At 69.8% G+C, this 25,459-nt stretch carries 22 protein-coding genes and 1 riboswitch; of the genes, 9 read left to right on the forward strand and 13 right to left on the reverse strand.

From position 1 onward, the window contains the following. Positions 1-32: 32 nt before the first annotated feature. The 8 genes from ACIA6A_RS40045 to ACIA6A_RS40080 all read right to left on the reverse strand — a co-directional run bounded on the left by ACIA6A_RS40045 (position 33) and on the right by ACIA6A_RS40080 (position 12,190). On the reverse strand, positions 33-2,651 hold the full coding sequence (locus tag ACIA6A_RS40045) for an NACHT domain-containing protein (protein WP_396103381.1): 2,619 nt from the start codon (positions 2,649-2,651) through the stop codon (positions 33-35). Positions 2,652-2,755: 104 nt separating this feature from the next. Beyond that, positions 2,756-3,358, reverse strand: coding sequence for a hypothetical protein (locus tag ACIA6A_RS40050; protein WP_396103382.1), 603 nt, complete (start codon positions 3,356-3,358; stop codon positions 2,756-2,758). A 2-nt stretch (positions 3,359-3,360) separates the two neighbouring features. Next, a complete protein-coding gene (locus tag ACIA6A_RS40055; RefSeq protein ID WP_396103383.1) occupies positions 3,361-5,811 on the reverse strand; it encodes a DUF4118 domain-containing protein in 2,451 nt (816 codons plus the stop codon). Between the two features lie 3 nt (positions 5,812-5,814). Further along, positions 5,815-6,591 (reverse strand): potassium-transporting ATPase subunit C, encoded by a 777-nt coding sequence (locus ACIA6A_RS40060; RefSeq protein WP_396103384.1) that lies wholly within the window; start codon positions 6,589-6,591, stop codon positions 5,815-5,817. A 1-nt stretch (position 6,592) separates the two neighbouring features. Continuing rightward, entirely contained in the window at positions 6,593-8,602 is a 2,010-nt protein-coding gene (gene kdpB, locus ACIA6A_RS40065) for a potassium-transporting ATPase subunit KdpB (RefSeq protein WP_396103385.1), read from the reverse strand. Then, positions 8,599-10,245 carry a potassium-transporting ATPase subunit KdpA gene (kdpA, locus tag ACIA6A_RS40070; protein WP_396103386.1) on the reverse strand — a complete coding sequence of 549 codons (1,647 nt, stop codon included), beginning with the start codon at positions 10,243-10,245 and terminating at the stop codon, positions 8,599-8,601. The genes kdpB and kdpA overlap by 4 nt, the downstream gene beginning before the upstream one ends. Continuing rightward, positions 10,245-10,334, reverse strand: a complete 90-nt coding sequence (locus ACIA6A_RS40075) for a K(+)-transporting ATPase subunit F (RefSeq protein ID WP_396103387.1) — start codon at positions 10,332-10,334, stop codon at positions 10,245-10,247. Before ACIA6A_RS40075 ends, kdpA begins: the two co-directional genes overlap by 1 nt. Positions 10,335-10,543: 209 nt before the next feature. Beyond that, positions 10,544-12,190, reverse strand: a complete 1,647-nt coding sequence (locus ACIA6A_RS40080) for a Na+/H+ antiporter (RefSeq protein WP_396103388.1) — start codon at positions 12,188-12,190, stop codon at positions 10,544-10,546. Positions 12,191-12,828: 638 nt separating this feature from the next. Here ACIA6A_RS40080 and ACIA6A_RS40085 point away from each other — a divergent pair. Next, positions 12,829-13,125 (forward strand): MerR family transcriptional regulator, encoded by a 297-nt coding sequence (locus tag ACIA6A_RS40085; RefSeq protein ID WP_396103407.1) that lies wholly within the window; start codon positions 12,829-12,831, stop codon positions 13,123-13,125. A gap of 212 nt (positions 13,126-13,337) precedes the next feature. On the opposite strand, the gene ahcY is transcribed toward ACIA6A_RS40085, so the two are convergent. Beyond that, a complete protein-coding gene (gene ahcY, locus ACIA6A_RS40090; RefSeq protein ID WP_396103389.1) occupies positions 13,338-14,798 on the reverse strand; it encodes an adenosylhomocysteinase in 1,461 nt (486 codons plus the stop codon). A 19-nt stretch (positions 14,799-14,817) separates the two neighbouring features. Further along, positions 14,818-14,911, reverse strand: a riboswitch (S-adenosyl-L-homocysteine riboswitch). Positions 14,912-15,048: 137 nt separating this feature from the next. Here ahcY and ACIA6A_RS40095 point away from each other — a divergent pair. The 3 genes from ACIA6A_RS40095 to ACIA6A_RS40105 are packed head-to-tail and all read left to right on the forward strand — an operon-like array spanning position 15,049 to position 17,629. Next, positions 15,049-16,137, forward strand: coding sequence for a LacI family DNA-binding transcriptional regulator (locus ACIA6A_RS40095; protein ID WP_396103390.1), 1,089 nt, complete (start codon positions 15,049-15,051; stop codon positions 16,135-16,137). Then, positions 16,134-16,463: a YciI family protein gene (locus ACIA6A_RS40100; protein WP_396103391.1), complete on the forward strand. Its 330-nt coding sequence runs from the start codon at positions 16,134-16,136 to the stop codon at positions 16,461-16,463. The genes ACIA6A_RS40095 and ACIA6A_RS40100 overlap by 4 nt, the downstream gene beginning before the upstream one ends. Then, positions 16,463-17,629 (forward strand): RNA polymerase sigma factor, encoded by a 1,167-nt coding sequence (locus ACIA6A_RS40105; RefSeq protein WP_396103392.1) that lies wholly within the window; start codon positions 16,463-16,465, stop codon positions 17,627-17,629. Before ACIA6A_RS40100 ends, ACIA6A_RS40105 begins: the two co-directional genes overlap by 1 nt. Here the strand turns inward: ACIA6A_RS40105 and ACIA6A_RS40110 are convergent. Beyond that, entirely contained in the window at positions 17,612-18,448 is an 837-nt protein-coding gene (locus tag ACIA6A_RS40110; RefSeq protein ID WP_396103393.1) for a TIM barrel protein, read from the reverse strand. The two genes, ACIA6A_RS40105 and ACIA6A_RS40110, sit on opposite strands and share 18 nt — an antisense overlap. Before the next feature lie 195 nt (positions 18,449-18,643). Here ACIA6A_RS40110 and ACIA6A_RS40115 point away from each other — a divergent pair, with 195 nt between their 5' ends. Together ACIA6A_RS40115 and def are read left to right on the forward strand one after the other, a co-directional pair. Further along, positions 18,644-19,729: a M48 family metallopeptidase gene (locus tag ACIA6A_RS40115; protein ID WP_396103394.1), complete on the forward strand. Its 1,086-nt coding sequence runs from the start codon at positions 18,644-18,646 to the stop codon at positions 19,727-19,729. A gap of 9 nt (positions 19,730-19,738) precedes the next feature. Beyond that, complete coding sequence (gene def, locus ACIA6A_RS40120; protein ID WP_396103395.1) at positions 19,739-20,275, forward strand: peptide deformylase; 537 nt, start codon at positions 19,739-19,741, stop codon at positions 20,273-20,275. A gap of 185 nt (positions 20,276-20,460) precedes the next feature. Here the strand turns inward: def and ACIA6A_RS40125 are convergent, their stop codons facing one another. Further along, positions 20,461-21,681 (reverse strand): cytochrome P450, encoded by a 1,221-nt coding sequence (locus ACIA6A_RS40125; RefSeq protein ID WP_396103396.1) that lies wholly within the window; start codon positions 21,679-21,681, stop codon positions 20,461-20,463. 201 nt (positions 21,682-21,882) lie between these two features. Between ACIA6A_RS40125 and ACIA6A_RS40130 the strand changes: the two genes are divergently transcribed. Further along, entirely contained in the window at positions 21,883-22,299 is a 417-nt protein-coding gene (locus ACIA6A_RS40130; RefSeq protein ID WP_396103397.1) for a helix-turn-helix domain-containing protein, read from the forward strand. Here the strand turns inward: ACIA6A_RS40130 and ACIA6A_RS40135 are convergent. Then, entirely contained in the window at positions 22,278-23,354 is a 1,077-nt protein-coding gene (locus tag ACIA6A_RS40135; protein WP_396103398.1) for an MAB_1171c family putative transporter, read from the reverse strand. The genes ACIA6A_RS40130 and ACIA6A_RS40135 overlap by 22 nt on opposite strands. Further along, positions 23,351-23,854: a hypothetical protein gene (locus ACIA6A_RS40140; RefSeq protein WP_396103399.1), complete on the reverse strand. Its 504-nt coding sequence runs from the start codon at positions 23,852-23,854 to the stop codon at positions 23,351-23,353. Before ACIA6A_RS40140 ends, ACIA6A_RS40135 begins: the two co-directional genes overlap by 4 nt. Positions 23,855-23,992: 138 nt before the next feature. Here ACIA6A_RS40140 and ACIA6A_RS40145 point away from each other — a divergent pair, with 138 nt between their 5' ends. Continuing rightward, complete coding sequence (locus tag ACIA6A_RS40145; protein WP_396103400.1) at positions 23,993-24,811, forward strand: DMT family transporter; 819 nt, start codon at positions 23,993-23,995, stop codon at positions 24,809-24,811. Between the two features lie 9 nt (positions 24,812-24,820). After that, positions 24,821-25,441, forward strand: coding sequence for an L-threonylcarbamoyladenylate synthase (locus ACIA6A_RS40150; protein ID WP_396103401.1), 621 nt, complete (start codon positions 24,821-24,823; stop codon positions 25,439-25,441). The last annotated feature ends 18 nt before the right edge of the window (positions 25,442-25,459 follow it).

A 25,459-nucleotide genomic window follows, 5' to 3' on the forward strand; every position in this document is an offset into this window, starting at 1 on the left:
CCGTGTAGATTACTACACAGTTGGGTAGCGGGTCATCCCTCAGGTCGGCCCTCGGCGGCCATCTGTGCCCTGCGGCGTTGGTAGTCGATGACATCCCGGCATGTCATGTGCAAAATTCCGGTCCGTAGTGTCCTTCTCGTGCCGGTCGTGCCTGAACTGCATATGGCATGAGCAATCTCTTCCACTGCTGCCGTGTAATACATTTGCATCAGCAAGGAAATTGCTATGAGAATCAAACACAGTGAGACTGCAATTATCAACGACACTGCAAACACTATTTCGCGAGTGGTGCGAAAGTTATCCAGAAAGTTTAGTATGCTTGCCGCGAAAATGGTCAGGACGAGCCCGGTGAACGGAAGCACCGTTGCTGCCTGAGGTTTAGAAGGTATTCTTCGTGCTCCCAGCGGCTTGATGCGTCGAAATTCTTCGAGGTAACCGTAAATGGTTTTCTCTCCCCCGCGCGGACCATGCGCGGTGGCCATCGTGGTCACGTATGTCAGGGCGTTCGGCATCAGGGTCCGATAGTCCGAGGTTTGCGGGGCCATGCGCCTACCCGGCCGGAAGAACCACTGTTCGCGTCGCTTGAGGGCGTTGACCCTGGCGGTGAGCTCCAGGTCCTCGGTGCCGATCTCGACGAGGAGTCTCGCCACGGCACTCTGGCGCAGAGCTGCTTCGCAGAGCACGGCCGACCAGACGTCGGACCGCTCCGGATCGGCGTTCATCCCCTGGATGATCAGGGCCAGGAAGGGTGGCAGGGCAGCGTTCTCGATCAGTAGATCCGGATGCTCCTCGAGGAGGTCGACCGAGCAGGTGCGAGCCAGCCGGAAGGCCGCCGGGGCATCGAACGCCGCGTAGGAGCTGAAGATCGCCACCAGCCGTGACTGATCGCCGCGCACCAGCTTGCGGAATACTTCTTCCAGCTGGATCGGGCAGGGCTGGCCGTACATCCTTCGCCACTCGTTCTCGTCCGCGAGGATGATGTTGAACAGGTGCAGTCTGCGGAGGAAGCTCTCGTCCCAGTCCGAGGACTCGGTCTCGATCAGGCTTGTCGACTCCTCGACCGCGTAGCTCTCCCACGCGCTGTGGTCGTATCGGCGCGTCTCCAAAAAGCAATATCCGGCGAGTGCCCGGTCACGGGACTTCCAGACGTCGTCCATCGCATCCATCTGCTGCACCGGCGGAAGCAGGCCGAGTGCGAAGGGAATGAGCTCGATCAGCCGCGTGCGCGTGGTCGCGAGAGCGGCGAATCCCACGTGCAGATCCATGAGGAGCCGCCAGCCGTCGGGGCGGATTCTGATGCACTCGCGGGCGGCGAGAAACTCGCAGAAGGTCAGGTGGAGGAAGCGCAGTGACTCGCCGGGCTTCTCGACCGCGATGATTCCGGTCTCCTTGCACAGGTTGAGCAGCACCTGCTCGGCGTCCTCGTCGGAGGTGCAGCCGTGCATCCGGGTGGCCAGCTCCATCGCTCTCGACCACGGGATGGAGTTCGCCGGCTGGGTGGGGTCGGTGAGGTTCTCGTACGCCAAGGGTCCGAGTATCTGTTCGCGCTGTTCCTGGAGGGCCGACTTGGCGGAGACGCCGAGTTGCCGGCTCCGTCTCGCCACGAGCAGTTCTTCGACGACGTGGTTGTAGAACGCGGTCCGGGTGTCGGGCGCGCCGGCCGATCCGCCTTGGTCGTTGGCCACGTACATGGCGAGGATGAGCGGATTGCTGCACATCTCGCGGAGCGTCGGGCGGTCGGTGAGGTCGCCGTAGATGCGGTTCGCCGAGGCCAGGGAGTCGCCGGGGAACGGCCACTTGGTCAGGAACGTGTAAGCATCGGCGGAACTGAACTTTTTGATCCGGTAGGTGGACTCGAAATACGGATCGAAGTCGGCGCGGATCTGGTCGTGGAACTGGGTGCGCATGGTCAGGAGCAGGCGACTGTTGACGCTGTCGTTCGTGAGTTTCCGGCTGAGGCCGACGATCGCGGCTGACACGGCGCGGTACCGGTCGCTCGGCACCTCGTCCAGGCCGTCGAGCAGAACCAGCACGCCCTGACCTCGTACGGCGGCCTCGAAGAGCTCGCGCATCTGATAGCCGTGCACCATCTCGACCTTGGCGCGGAGCTCGCCGAGGAGCCAGGTCGTCAGCTTGTCGGGGTTCGTCATGCGCCGGGGCGGAGTGAGCTGCCGCAGTTCGAGGATGATGGGCAGCAGGCCGTGCTTGGCCTCACGGGCCTGCTCGCAGGCATGCAGGAAGAGGTGTTTGACGAAGGTCGACTTCCCGGATCCGGGCTCTCCGACGATGCGGACCCGGCTCGCGTCGCCGGACCAGATGTCATCGGGGTGATGCACGCTCCGGTTGGTCGAGCTTTCCAGCGACAGCGGAACGTAGACGGTCTTGATGTTCAGGTTCGTTCCCCAGCGCCCGGGGACGTGCAGCACCCGGGTCTCGGGATTTTTGATCTGCACCCGGCAATATGCTCGCAGGCTCGTGCGCTCGGCCATCGATCGTTTGAAGAATCGCAGGAAGAACCAGATCAGGGGTTCCACGACACGGCGCAGCACCTCCCCGGACACGTCGCGCCACCGTCGCCGGAGATAGGCGAGAGATCCGATGAGGCCGAGGGTGAGCAGGGCGGTCGAGACGATGGTCTGGATGGTGCTCACGCCGGGGCCTGCTCTCGGGTGGTGAGTCTGTCGCTATTTGTGTGCGGCAGATCACCGTACGTCCGTAGGAGCCGGAACCAAGTCATCCATGAGGGTGAGCGCGTTCAGAGGGTGAGGGCGCGCTGGATCGCGGTGCGGGGCGAGCTGAAGACGGGCTTTCTGAGGTCGGCGAGCAGTTCCTCGGCCGGTGCCATGCTGGCCTGGGCCAGCAGGATCACGTCGACCTCGAGGGTGCGGGCGTGGGCGGCGATCCGGCGGGCGTATCCGTCGAGGTCGCCGGCCTCGAACAGGGCCCAGGCGTCGAAGCACGGGGCCTCGACGAACTCGGTGTGGTCCCTGCGGACCGAGGTGAGCAGCGACAGGGTGGGTGCCAGCGTCGACTTGACCGCGTACAGGACGCCGATGCGCCGGCCGGCCGCGACCGCCGCCTCGGCCATCGGGCGGTCGACCCGCAGCACGGGCACGCCGACGTCCAGCCGCTCCGCGAGCTCGCCGAGTGTCGAGCACGTGCACACGATCACCCGCGCGCCGCCGTCCGCGAGTTCCTGGAGGTGGGCCCGGAGGCGTTGCTCCAGGTCGGGGGCATCGGCGTCGGCGAGCAGGGTGGGATCGACGAGGTGCCGGTCCTCGACGTCCGGGGCCAGTTCGCGGACGAGGTCGCGGAACGTCGCGACGTGGACTTCGGCGGTGTGCAGGAACCCGATCATGGTCAAAGCGTGCCGGATGGCAGCGAGAGCACCATCGTCAGCCCACCGCCCGGGGTCTCCTCGGGGACCAGTGTCCCGCCCATAGCCTCCGTCAATCCGCGGGCCAGCGCCAGCCCCAGTCCGACACCGGTGTGGTTGTCGCGGTCACCGAGCCGCTGGAACGGCAGGAAGACGTCGTCCCACCGGTCCTTGGGGATGCCCCGGCCGTGGTCGATGATTCGCAGCTCGATGGTGCCGCCCAGCGCGCTGGCGGTGACCGCGGGGGGCCGTTCCGCCGGGCTGTATCGCAGCGCGTTGGCGATCAGATTCACCAGCACGCGTTCCAGCAGGCCGGGGTCGGCGATCAGCGTGGGCAGGTCGTCCGCGATGTGGGCGAGCACGGTACGCCCGTCCGGCCCCAGGTCGTCCAGCGCCCGGGGGACCACCTCCTCGGCCCCCACCGCGATCAGCGTCACGCCCAGCGCGCCCGCCTGCAGCCGGCTCATGTCCAGCAGGTTCGTCACCAGCCGGTCGAGGCGTTCCAGGGACTCGTCGGCGGTCGCCAGCAGTTCCGCGCGGTCGTCGTCGTCGAAGTGCACGTCCGCGCTGAGCAGGCTGGCGACCGACGCTTTGGCCGACGCCAACGGCGTACGCAGATCGTGGCTCACCGCCGCGAGCAACGCCGTGCGCATGCGGTCCGCCTCGGCCAGGGGTTTCGCGGTGGCGGCCTCGGCCGTCAGCCGCTCCTGGCGCAGCGCGACGGCGGCCTGGGCCGCGAACGCCTCGACGATGCGCCGGTCGGACGCCTCCAGGGGATGCCCGCGCAGCACCATGACCAGGTTGTCGTCCACCCGGACCTCGGCGTCGGCCGGCCCCGCGGGCTCGCCGACGCTGGCCACCACGGTGTCGCGTTCGCGCAGCGTCACCGAGTCCAGCGTGAACGTCTCGCGCAGCCGTTCCAGCAGCGCGATCAGCGGTCGGGTGCCGCGCAGGACGCTGCCGGCGACGGTGGCCAGCGTCTGCGCGTCCGCACCGGCCTGCGCGGCCTGCCGGGTCTTGCGGGCGGCGGTGTCGACGACCCAGCTCACCGCGATCGCCACCACCACGAAGATGGCCAGCGCGAGCAGGTTCTCCGACGCGGCGATGGTGAAGCGCCCGAACGGCGGTGTGAAGAACCAGTTGAGCAGCAGCGAGCCGGAGACCGCGGCGAGCAGCGCGGGCCAGAGCCCGCCGATCAGCGCCACGCCGACGACCGCGGCGAGGAAGACCAGCAGGTCGTTGGTGAGCGACAGGTTGCCGACCTTGACCAGCAGGGTCAGCACAGGCAGGCCCGCGACGACGGCCCCGAAACCGGCGAGGCGGCGGGCCCGGGACAGCGCGGCGGGCATCCGGGTACGCCGTCCGGCCGCGGCCAGCTCGTGCGGCACCAGATGCACGTCGATGGTCCCGGCCAGCGCGGTCGTGGTGGCGCCGACGCCGGCGGAGAAGATCTGGGCGAGCCGGCCCCGGCTGGACGCGCCGAGCACGATGAGGGTGGCGTTGACCGCCCGCGCGAAGTCGAGCAGCGCGCGGGGCACGTCGGCGCCGACCACCTGGTGGTACGAGCCGCCGAGGCTCTCGACCAGTACGCGCTGGCGGGCCAGCCGGGCCGGGTCGGCTCCGGCCAGCCCGTCGTTGCGGGACACGTGTACGGCCATCAGGTTGGCGCCCTTGGTGCGCGCGGCCCGGCGGATCAGCGTCTCGCCCTCGGGCCCGCCGGTCAGCGCGACCACGACCCGGGGCCGGGTCTCCCAGGTGGTGTCGATCCGGTGGTCGGCGCGGTATTTGTCGAGCTGTTCCTCGACCTTGTCGGCGAGCCAGAGCAGGGCCAGCTCGCGCAGCGCGGTGAGGTTCCCGGTGCGGAAGTAGTTGCCGAGCGCCGCGTCGATCTTCTCGGGCTGGTAGATGTTGCCGTGCGCCATCCGCCGGCGCAGCGCCTCCGGGGTCATGTCGACGAGTTCGACCTGCTCGGCGGCGCGGACCACGGCGTCCGGCACGGTCTCGCGCTGCTCGACGCCGGTGATCCGGGCGACCACGTCGTTGAGCGACTCGAGGTGCTGCACGTTGACCGTGGTCAGCACGTCGATCCCGGCGTCGAGCAGTTCGGTGACGTCCTGCCAGCGCTTGGCGTGCCGCTCGCCCGGCACGTTCGAGTGCGCCAGCTCGTCCAGCACGGCCAGCTGTGGCCGGCGGGCCAGCACCGCGTCGAGGTCCATCTCGGTGAAGGCGGCGCCCCTGTACCGCACTGTGCGGCGGGGCACCACCTCCAGATCGCCGACCATCGCTCCGGTGTGCCGGCGGCCGTGCGTCTCCACCAGCGCCACGACCACGTCGGTGCCGCGCTCGGCGCGCCGGTGCGCCTCCTCCAGCATCGTGTACGTCTTGCCGACGCCCGGGGCGGCACCGAGAAAGATCCGCAATTCTCCGCGAGCCATTCGTTACTTTCTGTCCAGCGCCAGGTTGAGCTCCAGCACGTTCACGCCCGGGTCACCCATGAAGCCGAGGGCGCGCCCGGTGGTGTGCTCCCGGATCAAGGCTCGCACCCTTTCCGGGTCGAGGCCACGTTCCCGGGCGATCCGCGGGACCTGCAGGGCGGCGTACGCGGGACTGATGTGCGGATCGAGCCCGCTGGCGCTCGCGGTGACCGCGTCGGCCGGGACGACCGGCTCTTCCGGCGCGTCGCCGCGGATCGGGGTGATGACCGCGCCGGTGAGGTCGCCGTCGCTCTGCTGGACGGTGACACCCTCGTAGCTGGTCACGAACGGCGCGCCGTTGACCGAGTCGGCCCGGGTGACCGGGCCGGTCAGGCCGTCGCGGCGCCACACGGCCAGGACCGCACCGACGCCGTCGGCGGTGCAGTAGGGCCGGCTGCCGTCGACGCCCTCGAGCGTGCCGATCGCCAGGCTGCGCGCGCAGACCTGGGTGAGCAGGCTCTGCCGGTCCGCGGTGTCCACCACGTCCTCCGGGCCGAGGTTGCTGGCCGAGGTGGACGTGGGGTCGTAACCGTCACCCGCCGCGGCCGGCCGGCTCTGGAAGTAGCGCGGGACGGGGTTGCCGTCCGCGTCGGTGAAGGACTGGCCGATGTTCCGGCTGTTGTCGCCGAATGCGGGAACGGCGGTCAGAGCCAGCGGGTACGCGATCCCGGTGATGACCGTCAGGACGAGCAGCGCCCGGAGCGCGGCGAGGTGTTGTGAGATCCAGCTGGGTAGGCGCATGTCAGATCCCCGGGATGAACTGGAGGAGGAGGTCGATGAGCTTGATGCCGAGGAACGGGGCGACGACGCCGCCCAGTCCGTACACGAGCAGGTTGCGGCGCAGCAGCGCGGCGGCGCTCGACGGCCGGTACCGCACGCCGCGCAGGGCGAGCGGGATCAGCGCCACGATGACCAGGGCGTTGAAGATGACCGCGGACAGGATCGCCGAACCGGTCGAGTGCAACCGCATGACGTTGAGGGTGTCCAGGCCGGGGTACACCGCCGCGAACATGGCCGGGATGATCGCGAAGTACTTGGCGATGTCGTTGGTGATGGAGAACGTGGTCAGCGCCCCGCGGGTGATGAGCAGCTGCTTGCCGATCTCGACGATCTCGATGAGCTTGGTCGGGTCGGAGTCGAGGTCGACCATGTTGCCGGCCTCCTTCGCGGCCGACGTGCCGGTGTTCATGGCCACGCCGACGTCCGCCTGGGCGAGAGCCGGGGCGTCGTTGGTGCCGTCCCCGGTCATCGCGACCAGCCGGCCGCCCTCCTGCTCCTTGCGGATGTAGGCGAGTTTGTCCTCCGGGGTGGCCTCGGCGAGGAAGTCGTCCACCCCGGCCTCGTCCGCGATCGCCTTGGCGGTCCGCGGGTTGTCGCCGGTGATCATGACGGTCCGGATGCCCATCGCGCGCATCTCGGCGAAGCGTTCCCGCATCCCCGGCTTCACCACGTCCTTGAGGTGGATGACGCCCAGGACCCGGTCGTTCTCGGTCACCACCAGCGGGGTGCCGCCACTCGAGCTGATCTTGTCGACGATGTCGTCGACCTCGTCGTCGCGGTCCTTCAGCATCGCGGCCGCCGCACCCTTGCGGATCGTGCGGCCCGGCAGGTCCACCCCGCTCATCCGGGTCTGCGCGGTGAACGGTACGAACGTCGCGTCGGCGATCAGCCCGGGCTCGCGTTCCGTCAGCCCGAACTCGGCCCGGGCCAGCGCCACCACGGACCGGCCCTCCGGGGTCTCGTCGGCCAGGCTGGACAGCTGGGCCGCTTCCGCGAGTGTGGCCGTGGTGACGCCGTTGACCGCGATGAACTCCGCGGCCTGCCGGTCGCCCAGCGTGATCGTGCCGGTCTTGTCGAGCAGCAGCGTGTTGACGTCACCGGCCGCCTCGACCGCCCGGCCGCTCATGGCGAGCACGTTGCGCTGCACCAGCCGGTCCATGCCGGCGATGCCGATGGCCGACAGCAGCGCGCCGATCGTGGTGGGGATCAGGCAGACCAGCAGCGACACCAGCACGATGCCGGTGACCCCGTGGCCGTCGATGGCCGCGGTGTCCGGGGCCGCGGTCTGCCACGCCTTGGAGAAGATCGCCAGCGGCTGCAGCGTGACCACGGACAGCAGGAAGATGATGGTGAGCGCGGAGAGCAGGATGTTCAGCGCGATCTCGTTCGGTGTCTTCTGCCGGTTGGCGCCCTCGACCAGCGCGATCATCCGGTCCACGAAGCTCTCGCCGGGCTTCTGGGTGATCTGTACGACGATCCGGTCGGAGAGCACCTTCGTGCCGCCGGTGACCGCCGAGCGGTCGCCGCCGGACTCCCGGATCACCGGGGCGGACTCGCCGGTGATGGCCGACTCGTCCACGCTGGCGATGCCCTCGACGACGTCGCCGTCCCCGGGGATCGTCTCCCCGGCCTCGACCACCACCACGTCGCCGAGCTTCAGGTCGGCGCCGGGGGTCAGCCGTTCGACGCCGTCGACCAGGCGCCGGGCCATCATGTCCTGCTTGGATCGGCGCAGCGTCGCCGCCTGCGCCTTGCCGCGGCCCTCGGCCACCGCCTCGGCCAGGTTCGCGAAGATCACGGTGAGCCAGAGCCAGACCGTGATGGTCCAGGCCAGCACGCTCGGGTCGGCGATCGACAGCACGGTGGTGAACACCGCGCCGGCCTCGACGATGAGCATGACCGGGTTGCGCCACATGACGCGGGGATCGAGTTTGGCCAGAGCGGCGGGGAGCTGAGCGGCGATGCCGGTCATGACAGGCCCTCCGCGATCGGACCGAGTGCGAGAGCGGGCAGGAACGTGAGCGCGACCAGGACGACGGTGACGCCGACGACCATGCCGACGAACAGGGGCTGATGGGTGGGCATGGTGCCTTCTGACTCGGGGGTGGGCTGCTGGCGGGCCAGGGAACCGGCCAGTGCCAGGACGAGGATCATCGGCAGGAAACGGCCGAGGAGCATGGCCAGTCCCAGGGCGGTGTCCCACCACGGCGTGTTCACCGTGATGCCGCCGAAGGCCGAGCCGTTGTTGTTGCCGGCGCTCGTGAACGCGTACAGGACCTCGGAGAGGCCGTGTGGTCCGGTGTTGAGCGCCGTGCCGTTGTTGCCGGTCGCGAACGCGGTGGCCGTGCCGATCAGCACGATCGCCGGGGTGACCAGGAAGTAGAGCGACGCCAGCTTCATCTCCCGGGCGCCGATCTTCTTGCCCAGGTACTCCGGGGTGCGACCGACCATCAGCCCGGCCACGAAAACGGTGATCACGGCGAGGATGAGCAGGCCGTACAGTCCGGAACCGACACCGCCGGGGGCGACCTCGCCGAGCATCATGTTGACGATCGGCATCATGCCGCCGAACGGCGTGAACGAGTCGTGGAACGAGTTCACCGCGCCGGTCGAGGTCAGGGTGGTGGCCGCGGCGAAGGTGGCTGAATCGCTGACGCCGAACCGGACGTCCTTGCCCTCCATCGCCGCGCCCACCGCCTGGGGAACCGTGCCGCCGCCGTGCGTCTCGAAGCCGATCGTGAGCGCGATGCTCGCGACGGCGAGGATGGCCATGACCGCGACGATCGCGTACCCCTGGCGCTTCTGCCCGGCCATCCGCCCGAACACCCGGGGCAGGCTGAACGGGATCAGCATGATCAGGAAGATCTGCAGCCAGTTGGTCCAGGCCGACGGATTCTCGTACGGGTGCGCCGAGTTCGTGTTGTAGAAGCCGCCGCCGTTCGTGCCGAGCAGTTTGATCGACTCCTGGGACGCGACCGGGCCCCCGGTGAGGTGCTGGGTGGCGCCGGTCAGCGTGGTGATGTCGCTGCCGCCGGAGAGGTTCTGCACCACGCCGCCGACGATGAACACGACCGCGGCCAGCACGCTGAGCGGCAGCAGGATCCGCAGCGTGATCCGGGTCAGGTCGACCCAGAAGTTGCCCAGCGTGGTGCTCTTGCGGGCGGCGAACCCGCGGATCAGGGCCACCGCCACCGCGATGCCGACGCTCGCGGACACGAAGTTCTGCACGGCGAGCCCGGCCATCTGCACCAGATGACCCAGCGTCGACTCACCCGCGTACGCCTGCCAGTTCGTGTTCGTCACGAAGCTGACCGCGGTGTTCCAGGCGATGTGGTCGGTCACCGCGGGCATCCCGAGCGACAGCCACAGCTTGTCCTGCACGCGCAGGAACAGGTACAGGAAGAGGATCGAGACCGCGGAGAAGGCGAGCACGCCGCGGGCGTAGACGCCCCACGTCTGGGTGGCCTTCGGGTCGACCCCGATGAGTCGGTAGACGACCCGTTCGACACGGGCGTCCTTGGTACCGGTCACCACGCGGTACATGTAGTCGCCGAACGGGCGGTGGACCGCGGCGAGCGCGACGGCCAGCGTGGCGACGAACAGCAGCCCGGTCATCAGAACTTCTCCGGGAACAGCAGGGCGGCCACCATGAGGGCGGTGAGCAGGACGGCCACCACCAGTCCGGCGATGTTGACGGCGCTCACCAGCGTTCGACCGCCCGGATCAGCACGGTGAGCGCCGCGAACAGCACCACCGTGAGAAGGACGAACACGACGTCGGCCACGAGGACTCCTTGACGAGGGGAAATGCCTTACGTCAACGAGCACATCTCGCGGAACCGCCGGTGCACAGGGGCGTTAACGCACCCCATACACCGGCGGGTTCCTTCTATATGACTTCTTAACGGCGAGCGCTACTTCCGGTCGGGAAGCAGCCTCTCCTCGTGGTCCAGCTCCCGTTCGAGCACCCGCAGACCCTCGTCCGACAGCCGGCCGGCATCGCGCCAGCGGATCAGTTCCTCGCGCTGGGCGTCGATCACCGAGCGGCGTACGCGCAGCGCGGCCTCGTACGCCGGGGAGACCGGCACCTCGTCCGAGTCCGACGCGTCCAGCAGATCGAGCCGGCGCTGATACCGCTCCAGCCGGTGACCCATCTGCTTGCGCATCGCCTCGATGGCGTGGTCCTCGACGTCGTCGTGCGGATCCTGGTCGATCTCCTCGATCCGGTCCAGCGCGGCCTGCACCGAGGCCTTGCGCGCCTCGTTGCGCAGCTTCGCCTGGTCCGCCTTGTCGGCCCGGAGGCCCAGCGCGCGCACCAGCGGGGCGAACGTGATGCCCTGCCCGACCAGCGTGACCAGCACGACGACGAACGCGCAGAACAGCAGCAGGTCCCGGTCCGGGAACGGCTCCTTGGCGTCGGTCAGCTCCGGGATGGTGAAGATGGCCGCCAGCGTGATGACACCACGGGTGCCGGCCCAGCTCAGCGCCGTGATCTCCTTGCCGTTCAGGGCGAGCTCCCGGCGGGCGGTGTTCTTCTCCGAGTCGGGGTCACCACCCAGCCGGGCATGCATCGAACTGGGCAGCATCTGCGTCACGAGCAGGAACAACGGGCGCAGCAGCAGCACCACGCCGACCGAGATGCTCACCGCGATGATGATCGTCGAGGTCTTGTACTCGGCCAGCCCGTCGATGACCCACGGCAGCTGCTGACCGATCAGCAGGAAGACCAGGCCCTCGAGCAGGAAGTCGACCAGCCGCCACACGGCGGTGACCTGCAGCCGGCTCGCCCCGGAGCTCAGCCGCGGCGTGTCGTGCCCCACGATCAGGCCCGCGACGACCACCGCCAGCACACCGGAGACGTGCACCTCCTCGGCCAGCACATACGCCAGGAACGGCGTCGACAGCGAGATGGCGTTCGCGATCAGCGGGTCACGCTGGATGGGCCGCGACGCCCGGTTCGCGTACGCGACGACGACACCCGCTATGACGCCACCGGCCGCGGAGACGAAGAACTCCAGCACCGTGTGACCGAACGAGAACTCCCCACCGGCGGCGGCGGCGACCGCGACCCCGAGCAGGGTCAGCGCCGTGGCGTCGTTGAGCAGGCCCTCGCCCTGGATCAGCGTGACGATGTTGCGGGGCAGGCCCACCTTCTTGCCGACCGCCAGCGCGGCGACCGGGTCGGGCGGGGCGACAGCGGCACCCAGGGCCACGCCGACGGCCATCGTGGCGCCGGCGACGAACCAGTGGAAACCCACCCCGATCAGCAGGGCGGTCAGCAGCACCAGCACCACGGAGAGGCTGATCACGGTCCGCAGGTTGCGGCGGATGTCCAGCAGCGAGGAGTCCAGGGCCGCTTTGTACAGCAACGGCGGCAGCACCAGGGTCAGCACCACCTCCGGTTTGAGTTCTATGTTCGGTCCGGGCAGCACGGCGTAGAAAATGCCGATGAGGGTCAGAAGGGCGGCGGCGGGCAGGCCGGAGCGGTCGGCGATCCACCGGACCGCCACCACCACCGCCACGCACGCAAGGATGAAAAGCAACGTCGTCTCGACACTCACCCCGACATTCTCCCGGACCGGCCCGCGTCCCGCGATCACGATCGGGCCCGACCGGCATTCCGCACACCCGATTTCTGCCCACCCGACCTGGGGGATCAGAAAATCTCCCCGATCGGGACTAGATTTCCTCGACAAGACCGGCTAGTGTTCCTGGAGTACAGAGAACGAGTTCGTCAAAGACGTAGACGAGCCACCCGAGACACCGGGTGCCAGCAGGATCCGCAGCCACCTGCACAGACGGTTGCGAAGTGCTCATCGCACGCGGCGGGGCCATGAGGTTTGCGTGGGGCTCCGGCGCCGAGGAGTAGCAGTTCGGCACGACACGGAAAAGTAGGCAGAGGAAAGGGAGGGACCGACACCGTTGGATCGCCCGCCGCCGGCCGCAACGTCAGGCCTGAGGTGGACACCGCAGTTTCCATCGAACGAAAGGTGGTCTCCGGTCACGCTTACGCGATCCTCGCACCCGCCCATGGCGGTCGTGCGAATACGAATCGCCGACGAAAATGTCGGCAGTTGATGGTGTTCTACCCATAACCCTTGGACCCCGGCGCGTGAGCGCCGGGGTCCTCGTCGTGCTCGTGGCGACGGCCCTATGACAGTGGTTCGCGATGGAGGTGGCAGTGACTCAAGCCGAGGACATGTTCGGCGATGAGGATTTTCCGGCCTACACGATGGGGCGGGCGGCGGAGATCGTCGGGACCTCGCAGGATTTCCTGCGGCGGCTCGGGGACGCGAAGCTCATCACCCCGTTGCGGTCGGGTGGAGGGCACCGGCGCTACTCGCGGTATCAGCTGCGGCTGGCGGCCCGGGCCCGCGAGATGGTGGACGAGGGCACCGCGCTCGAGGCGGCCTGCCGGATCATCATCCTGGAGGATCAGCTCGAGGAGGCTCAGCGTCTCAACCGGCGGTATCAGGAATCCACTGGGAAGGACTGAGCGATACCTTCCGGTATGGACGTCACCGTGGTCCCCGTGCCCGAGGGTGCGGCGGCTGTTCCCGATCTTGCCGGCCTCCGCCTCGATGTCCCCGTCGAGGCGGCGCCGGCAACCGGCGGGTCCGCGCACCGGAATCCGCTCGGGCGGCATGTGCTGCGGCGGGTAGCAAAATGGGCCGCACCACATGTGGCGCGGCCCATCTCAGCTGACGATCAGTAGCGGTAGTGGTCCGGCTTGTACGGACCCTCGACCGCCACGCCGAGGTACTCGGCCTGCTTCTTGGTGAGCTCGGTGAGCTTGACGCCGAGCGCGTCGAGGTGCAGGCGGGCGACCTTCTCGTCCAGGTGCTTCGGGAGCACGTAGACCTGGTTGTCGTACTCGTCGGGCTTGGTCCAGAGCTCGATCTGGGCGATCACCTGGTTGGTGAACGAGTTCGACATGACGAAGCTGGGGTGGCCGGTGGCGTTGCCCAGGTTCATCAGGCGACCCTCGGACAGCACGATGACCGCGTGGCCGTCCGGGAAGCGCCACTCGTGCACCTGCGGCTTGACCTCGATCTTTTCGATGCCGGGGACCTTGGCCAGGCCGGCCATGTCGATCTCGTCGTCGAAGTGACCGACGTTGGCGACGATGGCGTTGTGCTTCATCGCGGCCATGTGCTCGGGCGTGATGATGTCGGTGCCACCGGTGGTGGTGATGAAGAGGTCCGCCTGGGACACGAAGTCCTCGATCGGGGCGACCTGCATGCCGTCCATGGCGGCCTGCAGTGCGCAGATCGGGTCGACCTCGGTGACGATGACCCGGGCACCCTGGCCGCGAAGCGTCTCGGCCGAGCCCTTGCCGACGTCGCCGTAGCCACAGACGATGGCGAGCTTGCCACCGATCATGACGTCGGTGGCGCGGTTGAGGCCGTCGACCAGCGAGTGGCGGATGCCGTACTTGTTGTCGAACTTGCTCTTGGTGACCGAGTCGTTGACGTTGATCGCCGGGAAGAGCAGGTCGCCGGTCTTGGCGAACTTGTACAGGCGGGCCACGCCGGTGGTGGTCTCCTCGGTGACGCCGCGGATCTCGGCGGCGACCTTGGTGAACAGGCCCTTGTCCGTCGCCAGGCTGCGGCGCAGCGTGTCGAGGATGATGGAGTACTCGTGGTTGTCCTCGGCGGTGGTCGCGGGGACCGCGCCGGCCTTCTCGAACTCCACACCCTTGTGCACGAGCAGCGTGGCGTCGCCGCCGTCGTCCAGGATCATGTTCGGGCCCTGGCCGTCAGCGAACTTGAACAGCTGCTCGGTGCACCACCAGTACTCCTCCAGCGTCTCGCCCTTCCAGGCGAAGACCGGGACACCGGTGGGGGCCTCGACCGTGCCCTCGGGGCCGACGACGATCGCCGCGGCGGCCTCGTCCTGGGTCGAGAAGATGTTGCAGGAGACCCAGCGGACGTCGGCGCCGAGCGCGGTCAGCGTCTCGATCAGCACGGCGGTCTGGATGGTCATGTGCAGCGAGCCGGCGATCCGGGCACCGCGCAGTGGCTGTGCGGCGCGGAATTCCTCGCGCACCGACATCAGGCCGGGCATCTCGACCTCGGCCAGCCGCATCTGGTGGCGGCCGAACGCGGCGAGGTTCAGGTCGGCCACCGCGAAGTCGAGGCCGTTGAGGTTCTGCAGGCGATCAGACATGAAAGAGGGCACCCCCCATTTCCAGGAGGCGCCCTTGACCGTGTCGACCGCCGTGCCGAGCGTGGCGGACCAGAATTTTGCTGACCTGATCCGTCGCAGCGCCCCTCGGCTCGGGGCTGCGCCGGAATGCCGACGCGAGTCCCAGCATAACGCCGCGGTTTCAAGATCACCCCGAGAGGCGGCGAAAAACCTCAGGGCATAACCGGTGAAGAACCTTGAAAACCCCTCAAAAACCCCTCATGGTGTACGAGTGAAGCACTCCTATCGCATCAGGGAGATAGCCGCCCAGTCGGGTCTGAGTGAGGCGACCGTCGACCGCGTGCTGCACCGCCGTGGCGGGGTGCGGGCCGGCACCGTCCGCGAGGTCGAGCAGGCCATCGCGGACCTCGACCGGCAACGCTCCCAGCTGCGGATCTCCGGTCGTACCTTCATGGTCGACGTGGTCGTGCAGTCGCCACCGCGGTTCACCGAGGCGGTCCGGGCGGCGCTGGAGGCGGAGCTGCCCGCGCTGCGACCGGCGGTGCTGCGCTGCCGTTTCCACTTCCTCGACACCGCGTCGCCCGCCGACCTGCTCGCGGTGCTCGACAAGGTACGCCGCACCGGCTCGCACGGCGTGATCCTGAAAGCGCCGGACCTGCCGGAGCTGGTCGCCGCCGTGGGGCAGCTCGCCGGGCGGGGGATCCCGGTGGTGACGTTCGTGACCGATCTGCCGACGAGTTCCCGGGTCGCGTACGCCGGTATCGACAACCGCGCGGCCGGCGCCACCGCGGCGTACCTGATCAGGCAGTGGGGTGGGGGTGACGTGCTGGTCGTGCGGGGGCACGGTTCCTTCCGCGGCGAGGACGAGCGGGAGATGGGCTTCCGGGCCGAGATGCGCGCGCACGGTGCCGGCCGGCGGCTGCTGGAGGTCGTCGACGAGGAGGACCGGGCCGAGGCCGTCCACATCGGAACCCGGCGGGTGCTCGCCACGAACCCCGCGGTCCGGGCGGTCTATTCGCTGTACGCGGGTGCGGGCGGCAACGCGGCGGTGATCGGCGCGTTCGACGCGGAGGACCGCCGGTACGACGTCTTCGTCGCCCATGATCTCGACGGGGAGAACACCGCGCTGCTGCGGGCGGGCCGGCTCGCCGCCGTGCTGCATCATGATCTGCGGCAGGATCTGCGCCGCGCCTGCCACCTCGTGCTGCAGGCGCAGGGCGAGCTGCCGGGCCCGGTCCGCTCGCAGCCGTCGTCCGTTCAGGTGATCACTCCGCACAACGAACCGCTGAACGGTCCGGAACCGGCGTCCCCGTTCGTCACCCCGGTGACACCTGCCCAGTCGAGAGGAAAACACCGATGAAGTACATGATGCTCGTCTGCACCGACACCGAGCCGGAGACCGACGAGAGCCTGGTGCCCGATGTCGAGGTCTGGGTGACTGAGAACGACGCGTCCGGCCGCCGGCTCGCCGGCAACCAGCTCACCGCGCCCGCGTCGGCCACCACGGTCCGGGTCCGCGGCGGGGAGCTGCTGCTGACCGACGGGCCGTTCGCCGAGACCAAGGAGGTCATCGTGGGCTTCGACCTGCTCGAGTGCGCGGATCTGGACGAGGCGATCGAGGTGGCCCGCGCCCACCCGATGGCCTGGCTGGGCCGGATCGAGCTGCGCCCGTTCCACGAGGGCTGATGCCGGACACCGCGACGGTGGTGGCGGCGGCGACCCGGGATTCGTACACCCGGATCGTCGCCACCCTCATCCGGCTCACCGGCGACTGGGACCTCGCGCAGGACTGTGCCCAGGAGGCGCTGGCGACCGCGCTGGAACGCTGGCCCGCCGAGGGCGTACCCGGCAATCCCGGCGGTTGGCTGATGACGGTCGCCCGCAACCGGGCGATCGACGTGCAACGGCGGATGAGCGTGGAGCGCCGCAAGCTGGGCGAACTCGCGCGGCAGCCGCCCGAGCCCGAGGCGCCCGCGCACGACGACCGGCTGAAGCTGATCTTCACGTGCTGCCATCCGGCGCTGTCGCTGGAGGCCCGGGTCGCGCTCACGCTGCGGACCGTGGTGGGGATGCCGGTCGCGGACATCGCCCGCGCGTTCCTGGTCACCGAGTCCACGATGACCCGGCGCCTGACCCGGGCCAAGACGAAGATCGCGGAGGCGCGGATCCCGTACCGGGTGCCGGAGGGCGCGGCGCTGGCCGAGCGCCTGCCCGGCGTGCTCGCGGTGCTGTATCTGCTGTTCAGCCGCGGTTACGACGCGGACGGCGAGCCGGGTTTCGCGGACGAGGCGATCCGGCTGACCCGGATGCTGCCCGGTCCGGGCGAGGTCGCGGGCCTGCTGGCGCTCATGCTGCTGCAGCACTCCCGGCGGGCCGCCCGCCGCGACCGGGAGGGCAATCTGCTCACCATCGCCGAGCAGGACCGGACCCGCTGGGACCACGCCGCGATCACCGAGGCGCTGGCCCTGCTGCCGGCCACGGACGGGCCCTACGCCCTGCAAGCGAGGATCGCCGCCTGCCACGTCGCGGAGACCACCGACTGGCCGCTGATCGCGCGTCTCTACGACCGGCTGGTCACCGTCGTCCCGTCACCCGTCGTGCGACTCAACCGAGCGGTCGCCCATGGGTACGCGGAGAGCCCGGTCACCGGTCTCGCCCTGCTGGCCGAGGCCCGGGCCGGTGGCGGGTTGGACGGGTACCCGTTCGCGCTGGCCGCCGAGGCGGACCTGACCGCGCGGGCCGGGTCGACAGGTCGTGCGATCACCCTGTTCGAGCAGGCGGCCGCCGCGGCACACTCCACACCGGAACGTCAGGCGCTGCTGAAGCGGGCGGCGTCACTGGCCGCCGAGTAGCGCGCGGAGGCGACCGGCGCCGCGGCGGACGTCGGTGACCGGCCCGGTCCCGGGGGCCGGTTCGGCGGTCAGGATCGTGTCCTGCTCCAGCACCCACCAGCCGTCGTAACCGTGTCGTCGCAGGGCCGCCGCGACCCGGCCGAAGTCCACGTCGCCGTCGCCGACGGGACGGAACATTCCGGCCCGTACGCCGTCGGTGAAAGTCCTTCGCCCGTCCCGCACCTGTTCGGCGAGCGCGGCGTCGACGTCCTTGGCGTGCACGTGGGCGATCCGGTCCCCGGCCTGCTCGGCGAGCTCGGCGGGGTCGGTGCCGCCGATGAGCAGGTGTCCGGTGTCCAGGCAGAGCGCGATCCGGGAGCCGTCGAGCACCCGCCGGACCTCGGCGGGCCGTTCGACCATCGTGCCGATGTGCGGGTGCAGCACGGCCGTCAAACCCTTGGCGAGGGCCGCTTCGGCGAGAATGTCCAGATTGGTCAGTGTGCGTCGCCAACCGGCCTCGTCCAGCTCGGGCCGGCTGTCGTAACCGTCGAGTCCGGTGGCGGCGGCCAGCACCACCGTGTCGGCGCCGGCCGCGACGAAGCGTTCGAGGTCGAGCACGGGTTCGCGCTCGTGCAGCACCACCGGGACGAATCCGCCCACCGCGAGCAGGTCGTGTTCCTCGAGAACGCCGTCGTGGGGCAGGAAGCCGTCCGGCCCGAACTCGGTCGCGCCCAGGCCCGCGTCGCGCATCTCGCGCAACACCCGGTCGACCGGCAGTTGAACGCCCCAGCCGGGGACCTCACTGATTCCCCAGGAGATGGGTGCTCCAGCGATCCGCATGTATTCGAGCATGGGTGCGTAACGAGATCGTAACAAGCCGTGAGGTCCCTCAAAAACCCCTCATCCTGAGGTGTCACCTCGGCCGAAAGTCGCAGTACGGGCGCGGGGGAGCTCCGGCTCGGAGCCGATGTGCGGGCTTGACCGCCGCGGCGATCCTGATCAGGTCCCAACCGTGCGAGCTCCGGAGGAACAGCAATGACCGTCAACGACGACAACCAGCCGGTCCGGCAGCGGGTGACGCTGAGCGGGATCAGTACCCGGGCGTGGGAGCATCCCGCCGACCGCGGCGCGCTGACCGCCCTGCGGGAACTCCGCGGGTTCGACGACGTGGTCAAGGCGTTCTTCGGGATGTGGAACGAGCGCGGGTTCCGGCTGCAGTACCTGGCCGGTTCCGTCCGGGTCGACCACCGGCAGTACCCGCGGGTCTACCAGCGGTTCACCGAGGCGGCCACGACGCTGGACGTGGCCGAGCTGCCGGAGCTGTTCGTCACCCAGAACCCGGTGATCCACGGTCAGGCCATCGGCCTGGACCGGCCGTTCATCGTGATCTCGACGGCCGCGGTCGAGAAGCTCGACGACGCCGAGCTGCGGGCGCTGCTGGGGCACGAGATCGGGCACGTACGCAGCGGCCACGCCGTGTACCAGACGATCATGACGATCCTGACCCGCTGGGTGACCAACGTCAGCTTCATCCCGATCGGGGCCATCGCCCTGCGCGCCATCATCGCGGCCATGTACGAGTGGTGGCGCAAGGCCGAGCTGTCCGCGGACCGGGCCGGCCTGCTCGCCGGTCAGGACCCGGCGGCGTCGACCCGGCTGCTGATGAAGCTTGCCGGCGGTGGTGACCTCTCGCAGCTGGACACCGCCGCGTTCCTCGAGCAGGCCGCGGAATACCAGGGCGGCGGCGACCTGCGCGACAGCTTCCACAAGATCGGGATGACCACGTGGAGCAGCGTGCCGGTCCCGGTGGCCCGCGTGGCCGAGCTGCACCGGTGGATCGATACGGGCGACTATGCTCGCATTCTCTCCGGCGAGTACGACCGCCGCGACTCCGACGGCGACAGCTCGGTGACCGCCGACGTGAAGGCGGCGGCCGCGCATTACCGCGAGACGTTCCGTGACTCCGAGGACCCCCTGGTCACCCTCGTACGCCGGGTCGGCGACGGCGCGGCCGACCTCGGCGACTGGGCGGGCAGCCAGGCCGGCAAGGCCCGCGACTGGATGGGTACGGCCGCGAGCGCCGCGACCCGGGCGGCCCGCCGCCCGTCGGACACGCCGTAAAATGACGCCGTGCAGACCCGGACCGGAACCCCGCGACCCATCACCCGTTACGGCGATCCCGTGCTCCATCGCCGCTGCGCCGAGGTGACCGTCTTCGACGACGCTCTGGAGCAGCTCGTCGCGGACATGTTCGCCAGTATGGCGGCGGCCGAGGGGGTCGGTCTCGCGGCCAACCAGATCGGCGTGGACGCGCGGGTGTTCGTGGTCGACTGCCCGGACGGGAGCGGCACCAAGGTGGTCGCCCACGTGGTCAATCCGGTGCTGCACCTGCCCGAGGGCCGGGGGCTCGACGTCGACAGCGAGGGCTGCCTGTCGGTCCCCGGGGTCCGCGCCGACGTCGGCCGGCCGGCCACGTCGTACGTGACCGGCGTCGACCTGCACGGCGAGCCGGTGCGCATCGACGGCACCGGGCTGCTGGCCGTCTGTCTCCAGCACGAGAGCGACCACCTCGACGGATTGCTGTACGTCGATCGGCTCCCGGCGAAGCAGCGTAAGAAGCTGCTCGCGCGCAGTGCCGAGGCGCCGGCGGTCGGCGTCACCCCATAGGCGGCACCGCCTGGCCGACCGGTCAGGCGGGCCCGCCGTTTCGGATCGGCAGTCATGATCGACGGTACGGATGGACAACAACCGCGACGGTCGATACTCTTGCCAGGACGCCGTTGCGAGTTCTTCCCCCGTGGAATTCGCAGCGGCGCTCCTATTTCCCGACGGTTTCCGTCGCCCGCGACCTCTCAGCCAACGGTCACCGGCATGCTGGTGAATCCGCGCAGGGTCAGGCTGTCCCGCCGGCCCGGGTCCCCGGCCGGGGCGAGTTCCGGGAAACGGCGCACCAGGGCCGGAAGCGCGATCTCCGCCTCCATCCGGGCGAGCGGTGCTCCCAGGCAGTAATGGATCCCGCCGCCGAACGACAGCGGCGCGTTGTCGCTCCGGGTGAGGTCGAGGCGGTCCGGGTCGGTGAAGCGCCGCGGATCGCGGTTGCCGGCCCCGAGATAGGCCACGATCCGTTCGCCGCCCTCGATCGGCACCCCGGCCAGCTCGACGTCCTCCCACGCGACCCGGGCGAGCAGTTGCACCGGTGAGTCGTACCGCAGGAGTTCGTCGACCGCGCTCCGGGCCGGACCGGGATCGTCGCGCAGCAGAGCGAGCTGTCCGGGGTCGTGCAGCAGCGCGACCAGACTGTTGGCCAGCAGGTTCGTCGTGGTCTCGAATCCGGCCGCGAACAGCAGCCCGGCCATCGTCACCAACTCGTCCGCGGACAGCTTGTCGCCGTCCTCCCCGGCCGCGACCAGCGCGCTGATCAGATCGTCGGTGGGCTCGCGGCGGCGTTGGTCGGCCAGCTCCGACAGGTACGACCGGATCCGCGCGGCCGCTGGGTCGGCGGTGGCCAGCACGTCGGCGTCGACCCGCTCGAGGACCTGGGTCCAGTCCCGGACGAGGTGCTGGAACTGGGCGCGGTCGGGCTCGGGGACGCCGAGCAGCTCACCGATGACGTTGACCGGCAGCGGGAACGCGAATGCCGTCACGAAGTCGACGCCGGCGCCCTGCTTGGCCATGTCGTCGAGGAGGTCGTCGACCATCCGCTCGATGCGGGGCCGCAGGGCCTCGACCCGGCGCGGGGTGAACGACGAGCTGACCAGGCGGCGCAGGCGGGTGTGGTCCGGCGGGTTCAGCGTCAGGATGCTGGTGAAGAGCTGCACCAGCGCGGGGTGGTCCGACCAGCCGGGGCTGACGAAGTCGAGCATGTGGCTCGGCATGTGGCCGAGCCGCTGGTCGCGGGTGACCGCGGCGCAGTCGGCGTGCCCGGTGACCACGATGGCGCCGTCGTCGGCGCGGACGAGCGGGGAGATCTCGCGCAGCCGGTGGTAGCGCGGATAGGGGTCCTCGCGCCCGGCCGCCCGGGTCAGCTCGTCGAGCAGGGTCGATACCTCGGCACTCTCCACGATGTCCGTCATGGATCCGAGCCTACCGGCGGGTTGAGCGATGACTGTCCATCGTTTACGCTCACCCAGGGATTCATCAATCTGAGTTTACGGCCGTTCATCGATGCGCACATCGGGGGATGTGCAACCAGGCGCCACGCCCTCGGGCGGGGGCCATCGGATGCTCATGGACATCGATGTGGCGGCCGTTTTTCGTGACCGGGAGGGCGGCGGGTGACGTCCGAGTTCTCCATCGCCGCCCGGCTGGACCGGTTGTTCCAGCAGGTCCGTGGCGCGGGCCAGGGCGAGTTCAGCTACATGGCGGTGGCCGAGGCGATCCGGCGGGACCAGGGCATCGCCATTTCGCACACCTACATCTGGCAGCTGCGCACGGGGCGCCGGGACAATCCGACGATCCAGCACCTCAGGGGGCTGGCGACGTTCTTCGGCGTATCCGTCGGGTATTTCCTGGACGACGACGAGGCGCGCAAGATCGACGGTCAGCTGGAGCTGCTGCGGTCCCTGCGCGACGCGCAGGTCACCGAGATCGCGCTGCGGGCGGCGGACGTCTCACCCAGCAGCCGGGAAACCATCGCGGATCTGGTCCGCAAGGTCTGGGAGCTCGAACGTCAGCGCAAGGGTGACAGCTGAGCGAAGCCGGCCGGCTCGGGGCGGCGGAACGCGTCGCTGACCCCGCCCAGCCAGGCGACCTCGCCGGCCAGGTCGGCGTCGTCGCCGGCGGTCCAACCGGTGGCCGGCGCGTCCGCCTCGGCGCCGAGGCCGTGCCGGCGCAGGGCCAGCGCGATGCCGGACGCCTCGACGAGCTCCGGGGTGGAGTCGTCGCCCAGGAAGTCGGCCGCCCGGCGCAGGGCGTCACCCGGGAGGTACGCCCGCAGCGCCAGCATGCCGTCGCGGATCTCGATCACCCGCCGGTACACCCGGAGCTGCACCTCCTCGGCGCCGCTCAGCTCCACCAGGGCCCGGCGGCGGGAGAACAGGATGACGTCCGGGAACGTCCGGCGCATCACGTCCCACAGTGGACGCATTCGCCACAGTGAGCGGTAACCGCGTACGACGCGGCGCAGACTGCTGCCGGCCGGCACCGTCGCACCGAGGACGGCGAGGATCGTGCCGCCCGCCCGGACGGCGTTCGCGACCGGCTCCACGGTGGCCAGGACGGCCGGGGTGGCGAACAGGATCAGGCCGATCTTGGTGACCGCGTACAGCGCGTAGACGAATACCCCGACCGCGATCGCGCGCAGCCCCACGCGCAGCAACCCCGCCGGTGCCGCGGCGCCCGCGCGCCAGAAGATGATGCCGGCGACCGTCAGCAGCACGCCCAGGTAGCCGTCGAGCACCACCCAGTACGCCTCGGTGCCGATCAGGGGCGGGAGTGCGGCGAGCACCACGAGCGCGAGCAGGAGCTGGCCGTGCGCCGCCCACCGGCGGCCGGTGTGATAGCCGGTGATCAGCGCGATGAAGCGCAGCAGGAAGAACGCGGTCGCGACGCCGAGCAGGTGCGGCACCACCTCGGGATGCGGCACGAGGTGGCCCAGCCGGGTGTTGACGGCCGGTGCCGCGGCGGTTTTGACCAGGGCCAGCATCAGGATGGTGGCCCACATCGCCCGCTGCGCGGCGTCGCGCCACAGGGCCGGCACCCGTGCCAGCGCGGTGCCCCAGAGCAGGACGAGCACGACGGCGCTCACGGCCGGAACCGCAGGGCGTCGGCGAAGCGGCTCACGGTGCGGCCGGCGAGCGGGCCCGGGCCCGACCGGGCCCGGATCAGCGAGGCGAGCATCTCGGCCTCGCGCTCCTGCGTCGTGGTGTAGCTGACCCGGCCCAGCATGCGTTCCACGGTCCGCGGGTCGAGGTCGGGCACCAGCCGGGCCAGCGCGCCGCCGCTCACGTCGAGGCCGGTGGTGTGGCCGCTGAGCATGTGGGCCAGCTCGTGCAGCACGATGTGCTCGGCGTGCAGCCGCGAGGTACCGGGGTCGTAGAAGACGTAGTCGGCGTCCGGGAGCGAGATCCAGAGACCGCAGGGCGTCCCGGTGCCCAGACCCGCACCACCCAGGCCCGCCATCGGTTGCAGGATGAGCGGCCGGTCCCGGCTCGCGGCGACAACCGCGACAAAGGCGTCCAGATCGAACGGTGCCGGGATCACCAGGCCCGCGAGGCGTCGTTCGCAGCGCCTGCGCAGCCTTCGCACACCCGATCCCCTCGATCGTGGGTCGAAACCGTTAGATTACCCGGGGACCGCACGTACTACGGGTGTGGTATTCGCCAGGGCCCGGCTACCGCCCTGGGACGACGCGTGATGTGCCTGCTCACGCGTACGGTCAGCGCCATGGGGATAGTCGTCGCGGTCCTGCTGTGCGTCGTCTCGTCCGCGGCGTACGCGGCCGCGGCGGTCGTCCAGGAGAACGTCGCGCACCGGCCACTGCGCGCACTGCTGCACCTGCCCGCCTGGTGGTCCGCGATCGCGCTGAACGCCGTGGGCGCGGTGCTGCACGTCGGTGCGCTCGCGTCCGGGCCGCTGTCACTGGTCCAGCCGTTCGGGGTGCTGACACTCGTGATGGCCGTACCCGTCGCCGCGGTCGTGGCCCGGCGCGCGGTCACCCGGATCGAATGGCACGGCATCGCGATGACCGTCCTCGGTCTCGGCGGCATCCTGGTGCTGGCCGGCTCGGCCGGTCCGGGGGCGCTGACCGCGAGCCAGCTCGTCGGCCTGCTGCTGGTCACCGCCATCGTCCTGGTCGTCATCGGCGGCTCGGGCGCGTCCGGGCTCTGGGCCGCGCTGGCCGGCGGGATCGCCTTCGGCGTCTCCTCGGCGCTGACCCAGACGGTTGTCGTGCACCTGTCCGCCGGCCTCGGCTTCGTGACCGTGCTGACCGGGGCCGCCATCGGCGTCCTCTCCTGCGCCGGCCTGCTCTTCGCCCAGCGTTCCTACCGCGACGGACTCGGCGCGCCGCTGGCGGTCGGCACCCTGGCCAACCCGGTCGCCGCCGCGGTGATCGGCATGGTCCTGCTCGGCGAACGGATCACCGGCGGCCCGCTCGGCCTGGTGATCGCGGGTTGCAGCGCGCTCACCGCCGCGCTCGGGGTCGCGCTCCTCACCCGGGCCCGTTCCCCACTGAGCACTACGTCACCCTCCGTGAGGATCTAGGCTCATCACGTGGCCAAGTATTTCGACGTTCATCCGGACAACCCGCAGTCCCGCGCGATCAACCAGGTCGTGGGGATCCTGCAGGACGACGGGCTGGTCGCGTACCCGACGGACAGCTGTTACGCGCTCGGCTGCCGGATCGGGAACGCGGGCGGGCTCGACCGGATCCGCGACATCCGGCACCTGGGCAGCGGTCACCACTTCACCCTGGTCTGCCGCGACTTCGCCCAGCTCGGACAGTTCGTGCAGATCAGCAACGCGGTGTTCCGGCTGGTCAAGGCGTCGACGCCGGGCAGCTACACGTTCATCCTGCCGGCCACCCGCGAGGTGCCCCGGCGCCTGCTGCACCCCAAGAAGAAGACCGTGGGGGTACGCATCCCCGAGCACGTCGTCACCCAGGCCATCCTCGCCGAGCTGGGGGAGCCGCTGCTCTCGAGCACGCTGCTGCTCCCGGGCGAGGAGGAACCGCTGACCCAGGGCTGGGAGATCAAGGAGCGTCTCGACCACGTGGTCGACGCGGTGATCGACTCCGGGGAGTGCGGGACGGTGCCGACCACGGTGGTGGACCTGTCCGAGGGCACGCCGGAGATCCTGCGCGTCGGTGCGGGGGACCCTGCCCGCTTCGAGTAGGAGTGGTGCCTTTACCTG

The sequence above is a fragment of the Actinoplanes sp. NPDC051494 genome (genome assembly GCF_044454705.1).
In the GTDB taxonomy this organism is placed as follows: Bacteria; Actinomycetota; Actinomycetes; order Mycobacteriales; family Micromonosporaceae; genus Actinoplanes.

Bases quoted from the DNA above. Each gene is read 5' to 3' on its own strand.
- ACIA6A_RS40050 (WP_396103382.1), bottom strand. From the start codon at position 3,358: ATGATCGGGTTCCTGCACACCGCCGAAGTCCACGTCGCGACGTTCCGC.
- ACIA6A_RS40055 (WP_396103383.1), bottom strand. From the start codon at position 5,811: ATGGCTCGCGGAGAATTGCGGATCTTTCTCGGTGCCGCCCCGGGCGTC.
- ACIA6A_RS40060 (WP_396103384.1), bottom strand. From the start codon at position 6,591: ATGCGCCTACCCAGCTGGATCTCACAACACCTCGCCGCGCTCCGGGCG.
- kdpB (WP_396103385.1), bottom strand. From the start codon at position 8,602: ATGACCGGCATCGCCGCTCAGCTCCCCGCCGCTCTGGCCAAACTCGAT.
- kdpA (WP_396103386.1), bottom strand. From the start codon at position 10,245: ATGACCGGGCTGCTGTTCGTCGCCACGCTGGCCGTCGCGCTCGCCGCG.
- ACIA6A_RS40085 (WP_396103407.1), top strand. From the start codon at position 12,829: ATGTTCGGCGATGAGGATTTTCCGGCCTACACGATGGGGCGGGCGGCG.
- ahcY (WP_396103389.1), bottom strand. From the start codon at position 14,798: ATGTCTGATCGCCTGCAGAACCTCAACGGCCTCGACTTCGCGGTGGCC.
- ACIA6A_RS40100 (WP_396103391.1), top strand. From the start codon at position 16,134: ATGAAGTACATGATGCTCGTCTGCACCGACACCGAGCCGGAGACCGAC.
- ACIA6A_RS40105 (WP_396103392.1), top strand. From the start codon at position 16,463: ATGCCGGACACCGCGACGGTGGTGGCGGCGGCGACCCGGGATTCGTAC.
- ACIA6A_RS40110 (WP_396103393.1), bottom strand. From the start codon at position 18,448: ATGCGGATCGCTGGAGCACCCATCTCCTGGGGAATCAGTGAGGTCCCC.
- ACIA6A_RS40115 (WP_396103394.1), top strand. From the start codon at position 18,644: ATGACCGTCAACGACGACAACCAGCCGGTCCGGCAGCGGGTGACGCTG.
- ACIA6A_RS40125 (WP_396103396.1), bottom strand. From the start codon at position 21,681: ATGACGGACATCGTGGAGAGTGCCGAGGTATCGACCCTGCTCGACGAG.
- ACIA6A_RS40145 (WP_396103400.1), top strand. From the start codon at position 23,993: ATGGGGATAGTCGTCGCGGTCCTGCTGTGCGTCGTCTCGTCCGCGGCG.